Source organism: Rhizobacter sp. P2_H2 (genome assembly GCF_056403375.1).
In genome coordinates this window covers 1-5,154 of the sequence record NZ_JBFUFP010000334.1, presented here as the reverse complement: position 1 = coordinate 5,154, position 5,154 = coordinate 1, and the positions used below count along the sequence as shown (strand labels likewise).

Below are 5,154 nucleotides of genomic sequence, written 5' to 3'. Positions count from 1 at the left end.
GGGAGCGCCAATAAGGGAGTGGCGCCGGAGCTGGCTGGTTTCATGGCCCGCGTGCGCAGCACGCTTCGTGAACTGACTGTCGCCCACTGTTTGACCACAACGAACGAAGTGAGTGGCGGGAGTTTGGGCGACGGGCCAYGAAAYCAGTCAGCGCAGGRRAGTCATYGCCCCCCAGGGGCAATGACCGMCGCGACCGGCGAGCCMCAGACTCCCCRCCCGCGCCTTCCGCGCCAACCCGACCTGACAAATCACCTCTCCCGGAATGCCTCTTTGGACTTCAGCATCGGCCGCAGCAAGAAGCTCAGCACCGAGCGTTCCCCGGTGCGCACCTCCACCGAGCCGGTCATGCCCGGCAGCACCGTCAGCGGCTTGCCCTTCTCGCGCAGCGTGGAGCGCTCGGTGCGCAGCATCACGCGGTAGTAGGTCTGGTCGGGCGCGGCTGTCTTCTCGGTGTCGCCGAGCGCGTCGGGGCTGATGTACTCGATCTTGCCCTTCAACCCGCCGTAGGTCGTGTAGTCGTAGGCCGCCAGCTTCACTTCGGCCGTCTGCCCGACCCGCAGGAAGCCGATCTCAGACGGCTTCACGCGCGCCTCGATCAGCACCCGCGACGTGATCGGCACGATCTCCATCATCGCGGCGCCCGGGCTCACGACGCCGCCCACCGTCACCGAGCGGATGTTCTTCACCAGCCCGCGCACCGGCGACTTCAGCACCGTGCGGCGCAGCACATCCTGCCGGCCGGCTAGCTGCTCCTCGATCTGCGCCAGGTCGGTCTGCACCCGCACGAGCTCGGTGCTTGCGTCCTGCCGGAAACGGTTGACCCGCTCCTGCGACTGCAGGTGCAGGTCGTTGACCTGGCGGCGCAGCCGCATCACCTCGACCTCGGACATCAGGCCCTTCGCCGACATCGCCTCCGAGACGCCCAGCTCCTTCATCACCAGCTCGATGCTGCGGCTGTTCGAGCGCACCGCCTCGTCGAGCGCGCGCTTGCGGGCGTTGTAGGCATCGGTCTCCGATTCGACGACGCTGGAAAGCGCCGACACGTCGGACGGGAATTGCAAGGCCCGGCCGTTCGCCTCGGCCGTCAGCCGCGCGACCGTGCCACGCAGCGCGGCGCGCTTGACCTGGCCCTCGTTCTGCTGCGATTCGAAGCGCGTCGGGTCGAGTTGCGCCAGCTCCTGCCCCTCCTGCACCTGCATGCCCTCGCGCACGAACAGCTCGCGCAGGATGCCGCCTTCCAGGCTCGCGATCACCTGCTCCTTGCCGTCGGGCACCACGCGGCCGTCGGCGCGCGTGATCTCGTCGACGCGGGCGGTGGACGCCCACGCGATCGCGACGATCACCGCGATCGCCATCAGGTACAGCGTCCAGGTCGCGCGCGACATGTCGTCCATCACCTGCGCGGCGCGGACCTCGCTGAGGAACTTGGCGTCGCCGGACTTCAGCTCGGCCTGCTTCTGCTTCTTGCCGAACATGGTCAGACCGCCGCCTCACGTTGAACGGGCTGAGCCGCCGGGTGCAGGTGCAGGTTGCTCGGGCCCGTGCCCTCCGGCGTCGCCGTCGCCGCCGGCTTCGCCCCCGACAGCGCCGCCAGCACCTGCGCCTTCGGCCCGTCGAGCACGATCCTGCCGCCGTCGACCACGATCACCCGCTGCGCCAGCTCCAGCACCGCCGGGCGGTGCGTCACCATGATCAGCGTGCGCTTGCCGGCCGCCTCGTTCAGCTGGCGCAGGAACATCACTTCCGACTGCGCATCCATCGAACTCGTCGGTTCGTCCATCAGCAGGATCTGCGGCTGCGTCGCGAGGCAGCGCGCCAGCGCGACCAGCTGCCGCTGCCCGCCCGACAACAGCCCGCCCATCTCGCCGACCGACAGCTCCCAGCCCTGCGGGTGCGAGGCGACCACGCGGTCGAGCCCGGTCACGCGGGCCACCTCGGCCAGCCGCGCCGGGTCGACCGTCGCGCGGCCGAGCATCACGTTCTCGCGCAGCGTGCCGTTGAACAGCCGCGGCTCCTGCGACACGAAACCGACCTTCGCGCGGAAGTCGGCCGGGTCGATCTGCCGCAGGTCGATGCCGTCAGCCTCGACCATGCCCTCGGTCGGCTGGTACAGCCCCGCGAGCAGCCGCAGGATCGTCGACTTGCCGCTGCCGATCCGACCGAGGATCACGACCCGCTCGCCCGGCTCGAATTTCAGGTTGATTCCCTTCAGCACCTTCGGTGGCGCATCGTCGCCGGTCGCCGGGTAGGCGAAGCTCAGGTCGTTCAGCGCCAGCTTGCCGGTGACGCGGTGGTTCGCGATGTAGCTCTTGCCGTGCTCGCGCTCCACCGGCAGCGCCATCATCTGGTCGAGCGCCACCATCGCCGCGCGGGCGCCCTGGTAGCGCGTCGCGAGGCTGACCACGCTGCCGAGCGGCGCGATCGCGCGCCCGGCGAACATCACCGCGCCGATCAGCGCCCCGCCGCTGACCGCGCCGTCCTTGATCAGGTACACGCCCCACACCAGCATCACCAGCGTGATGGCCTGCTGCGCGGCGGCCGAGATGTTGTTGGTGAGCCCCGACAGCGCCCGCGCGCGCAGCGCCGATTCGGCGGCCGCCGCGGTGGCGTCTTCATAGCGGCGCAGGAACTGGCCCTGCGCGCCGGCGGCCTTCAGGTCTTCGATCCCCTCCACGGCCTCGACCAGCATGCCCTGCAGGTCGGCCTGGTGGTGCATGTTGGCCGCCATCGAGCGGCGCAGCGAACTCTGGATCGCCCAGGCCAGGCTGAGGATCAGCGGGATCGCGAGCACGATCACCCAGCCGAGCGGCCCGCCGATGATGAAGACCATCGCGACGAACAGCGCGATGAACGGCAGGTCGCTGACGGCCGACAGCGTCGCGCCGGCGAAGAAATCGCGCACCAGCTCGACCTGCGCCAGGTGGTGCGCATACGAGCCCGCCGACGCCGGCCGGTGCTCCATGCGCACGCCCAGCGTCTGGCGGAACAGCATCGAGCCGATGATCAGGTCGGCCTTCTTGCCGGCCGCGTCGATCAGGTGGGTGCGCAGCTGGCGCGCGACCAGGTCGAACACCAGCGCGAGCGCCGCGCCGGTGGCCAGCGCCCACAGCGTGACGAAGGCCTGGTGCGGGATCACCTTGTCGTAGACCACCGAGGTGACGAGGCCGGTCACCATCATCAGCACGTTGCTGAGCAATGCGGCCAGCAGCGACGAGCGGTAGTACGGGATGAAGCGGCGCATCGTGCCCCACAGCCAGTGGCTGTTCGGGTCGCGCAGCGCCTCGTTGTGCTCGGCGTTCGGCGCCTGCACCTTCGGCGACGCGACGAACGCGATGCCGGTGTACTCGCCGGCCAGCTCGGCCTCGCTCGCCTTGCAGGTGTGCGACTCCGGCCCCGGCATCACCACCTCGTACGCCTCGGCGGACAGGCGCTTGACGACGATGCAGGCATCGCCGTTGCGCAGCAGCAGCACGGCCGGCAGCAGCAGCGAATGGATGTCGGCGATCTTGCGTTGCACCAGCCCGGCGTTGAAGCCGGCCTCGCGCATCGCGCGCACCGCCTGGTCGGGCCCGAGCGCGCCGGCCAGCGGCATGCCGGCCAGCAGCGACGCCGCCGAGCGCTCGCGGCCGTGGTGGCGCGTCAGCCAGACGATGGACTGCAGCAGCGCATCGTCCGGCGGCACCGCGGCAGCGCCGCCGGCTCCGGGTTCGATGAAGGGCTCTTGTCGGTCCATGGGTCAGGAGGGCACCGTCGTGACTCGTTCAGCCGCGGTGCTGCAGCGCGAGCCGCTCGAACTCGGTCTCGATGTCGCGCACCAGGCCCGGCACGTCGAACAGCTTCGATTGCCGGCCGTGCTCGGCCAGGTAGCGCTTGTACGACGCGATGCGYGCCGGGTTGTTGCCCAGCTGCACGCCCAGGCGCTCGTAGTCGTCGATCGAGCCGGTGATCAGGTCGGGCAGGCCGACGGCCGTCAGCAGGCTGCCGGCCATGCGCGCGATGTAGGTGCGCCCGGCGCAGGTGAGGATCGGCAGGCCCATCCACAGCGCGTCGCTCGCGGTGGTGCCGGCGTTGTACGGGAAGGTGTCGAGGAACAGGTCGGCCAGCGGGAAGCGCGCCAGGTAGTCGGCCGGCATCACGCGCGGCGCGAAGATCAGCCGCTCGCGTGCGATGCCGAACGCGTCGGCCTGGCGCAGCATGTTCTCCTGCGACCATTCGTTGTCGGCCAGCAGCCACAGCACGCTGCGCGGCACCTGCTGCAGCATGCGCATCCAGCTTGCGAACACCGGCTCGGTGAACTTGTGGTTGTTGTTGAACGAGCAGAACACGAAGGCGTCTTCCGGCAGCCCGTACTGCGCGCGCGTCGGCACCGCGCCGCTCTCGCGCTGGCGGTCGCTGACCTGGTAGCAGTGCGGCACGTACAGTGGCTTCTCGGTCATGTAGGGCAGCAGCTCGGGCGGCATCACGAAGCGGTCGGCCAGGATCCAGTCGACCCCCGGCAGGCCGGAGGTGGCCGGCAGGCCCAGGTAGCTGACCTGCACCGGTGCCGGGCGGTGGCCGAGGATGGCCGGCCGCGCGCCGTTGGTGATGCCCTGCAGGTCGACCAGAACGTCGATGCCGTGCTGCGCGATCAGCTGGGCGGCCGTCGCGTCGTCGACGCCGGCGAGCGGCACGAACACGTCCATCGCGCGGCGCAGCCGGGCGCGCAGCGGCGTGCCGTCCTCGCGCGACCAGCAGAAGCCGTGCACCTCGAAGCGGCTGCGGTCGTGCAGCTCCAGCAGCTCGGCGGTCAGCAGCCCGACCGCATGCATGCACAGGTCGCCCGACAGGTAACCGATCTTGATGCGGCCGGTGCGCGGCGGGCGGCCGGCATGCACCGGYACGGCCGGCGGCTTGGGCACGCGGGTGTGCACGAAGCGCTGCGCCGCCATCAGCTGAACCGCGGGGTCGTCGCTCAGGCCCAGCGTGGCCAGCGGCGAGGTGCCGACCATCATCTGGTTCGGCGTGACCTCGCCCACCGCCTGGTAGACCGGCCATTCGCACTGCTTCTGGCGGATGTGCACGTAGTGCTGCAGCACGTCGGACTGGTCGGCCTTCAGCTCGAGGCTCTTCACCAGGCAGGCCTCGGATTCGGCGAAGCGGCGCTGCATCTCCAGC

General features: G+C 70.2%; 3 protein-coding genes. All 3 read right to left on the bottom strand.

Translation table 11 applies throughout. The annotated features are described in order from the left end of the window. Positions 1-248 precede the first annotated feature (248 nt). Positions 249-1,475, bottom strand: a complete 1,227-nt coding sequence (locus AC1D15_RS17245; RefSeq protein ID WP_047505632.1) for an HlyD family type I secretion periplasmic adaptor subunit — start codon at positions 1,473-1,475, stop codon at positions 249-251. Positions 1,476-1,477: 2 nt separating this feature from the next. Next, positions 1,478-3,733: a type I secretion system permease/ATPase gene (locus AC1D15_RS17240; protein ID WP_477826932.1), complete on the bottom strand. Its 2,256-nt coding sequence runs from the start codon at positions 3,731-3,733 to the stop codon at positions 1,478-1,480. A gap of 28 nt (positions 3,734-3,761) precedes the next feature. After that, the coding region (locus AC1D15_RS17235) for an O-linked N-acetylglucosamine transferase, SPINDLY family protein (RefSeq protein ID WP_477826931.1) at positions 3,762-5,154 on the bottom strand (1,393 nt) is incomplete at its 5' end.